Raw genomic sequence first — 2,042 nt, 5'->3', positions numbered from 1 at the left:
GTCTCCTCGAGGTCGAGCAGCGACTGGGCGTCGCGGAGGATGCGCTGCGGGTAGGCGCGGCGCGAGCGCGCGTCCAGCAGCGCCTCCCGCTCGGCCGCGACCACGGCGAGCCGCAGGGCCCGGTAGAGGCGGTGCGGAGTGTCCGCGACCGACCGCTCCGTGCCGCGCGAGCGCTCCCAGGCGGCCTCGGAGCGGAGGAACGACGTCTGGCGCACCCGCTCCAGGACGTCCGGAGCGACGTCGTCGGCGCCCTCGACGGCGTCGCCCGGGTGCTCCAGCACCGAGAGGCCCTTCTCGGTGATCTCGTCGAGCAGACCCGCGAGTGCGCGCTGGTCCTCGGGCATGTCGATCCCGCGGATGCCCAGCGCCCGGATCAGCAGCGGCAGCGTGCTGCCCTGGATCAGCAGGGTCGCGACGGCCACGGTGAAGGCGATCAGCACGAGCTGCGGACGGTACGGGATGTCCTCGGGCAGCGACTGCGCGGCCGCGAGGGTCACCACTCCGCGCATCCCGGACCAGCCGAGCACCAGACCGCCGCGCCAGCCGATGCCGTTGCGGCTGAAGTGCCGGTAGTCGCTGCGCCGCAGCAGGTAGCGCCGCTTCGCCCGGCCGCGCTCCTCCTTCGGCAGCTCCTGCGCCTCGGGCGACTCGAGCAGCTCCTTCTGCTCGCGGGCCCGGCGCTCGGCCCGGCGGGTCTGCCAGCGCTCGCCGAGGAGGACCGGCCCGACCCAGAGGAAGCGCACGACGATCAGCCCGACCACCGCGATCAGCCCGATCCCGACCGCTCCGGGCACGGAGAGGCGCGCGCTGTCGGCGTCGTGGATCAGCGAGCGGATCTCGAGCCCGATCAGCAGGAACACGCCGTTCTCGAGCAGGAACTGCACGGTCCGCCAGTTGATCCGGTCGTTCACCCGCGACTGCGCGGTGAAGGCGCGGGAGGAGGCGTGTCCGGTGTGCAGGCCGGCGACGACCACGGCGAGCACGCCCGAGGCGCCCAGGCCCTCGGCGGGGATGAACGCGACGAAGGGGACGATGAAGGAGAGGACGGTGTTGAGCACCGGGTCCTCGAGCCGCGAGCGGACGAAGACGGTGACGACGCTGGCCACGAACCCGACCACGACGGCCACGACGACCGCGTAGAGGAAGTCGCCGATCGCGGCCCACGGCGTCGCGAGCGTCCCCGCGGCGGCGGCGAGGGCCGAGCGGAGGAGGACCAGCGCGGTCGCGTCGTTGATCAGCCCCTCGCCCTCGAGCAGGGTGAGCAGCCGCGGCGGGAGGCCGAGCCGCCGGCCGACCGAGGTCGCGGCGACGGCGTCGGGCGGGCTGATGATCGCGCCCACGGCGATCGCCAGGCCCAGCCCGAGCTCGGGGAGGAGGAGGAAGAGGAGCGCGCCGACGCCGGCCGCCGAGATCAGCACCAGCACGAGCGACAGGCCGGTGATGGTGGTCAGATTCCGGCGGAAGTCGATGAACGGGACGCTGAGCGCCGCCGCGTACAGCAGTGGCGGCAGCACGCCGTCGAGCACCCACTCGTGCGGGACGACCACCTCCGGCACCCCGGGGATGTACGAGAGGCCGACGCCGGCGAGCACGAGGACGATCGGGGCGGCGACGCCGAGGCGCCGCGAGAAGACGGCGACCGCGACGAGGACCGAGACGCCGACGATCGCGGCGATGCCCAGCTCCATCAGCGGAGGCTCTCGAGGGCGCAGAAGGGCATGGTCTCGTCTCCAGGGGGTGGCGGGCGATCGCCCGGGACGAGTCTGCGCCTCTCGGCGGATGCGGGGCAGGGGGTTGCGAGCACCCGGCGTCCCGCGCCGGGGTCAGCCGTCGTCGCGAGCGGCGCGCCGGTCGAGCAGGCGGGCGAGCGCGAGGAGGAGCGCCATGGCGCCGAGCGCCGCGACGGCCAGGGCGAGCGCGGCGCCGGGCTCGAGCGTGATCCCGCGCTCGACGACCTGCGCGCGCAGCACCGGGTCGGCCGAGACGACGAGCAGGCCGATCGAGGCGGCGGCGAGGACGAGTCCGTAGAGGACGGCGCCGAG

2 protein-coding genes are annotated in these 2,042 nt (G+C 74.5%); both read right to left on the bottom strand.

Going from position 1 to position 2,042, the window contains the following annotated elements:
- Positions 1-1,688: sodium:proton antiporter (locus tag C5C74_RS16800; RefSeq protein WP_104351939.1), on the bottom strand; the 1,688-nt coding region annotated here is incomplete at its 3' end.
- 135 nt (positions 1,689-1,823) lie between these two features.
- Positions 1,824-2,042, bottom strand: a 219-nt coding sequence (locus C5C74_RS17625; protein ID WP_181134734.1) for a hypothetical protein, incomplete at its 5' end; no start/stop codon positions are given.

Origin of the sequence: Rathayibacter sp. AY1E8 (genome assembly GCF_002931415.1) — a bacterium.
GTDB lineage: Bacteria > Actinomycetota > Actinomycetes > Actinomycetales > Microbacteriaceae > Rathayibacter.
This window is presented reverse-complemented; position numbering and strand designations above follow the sequence as displayed.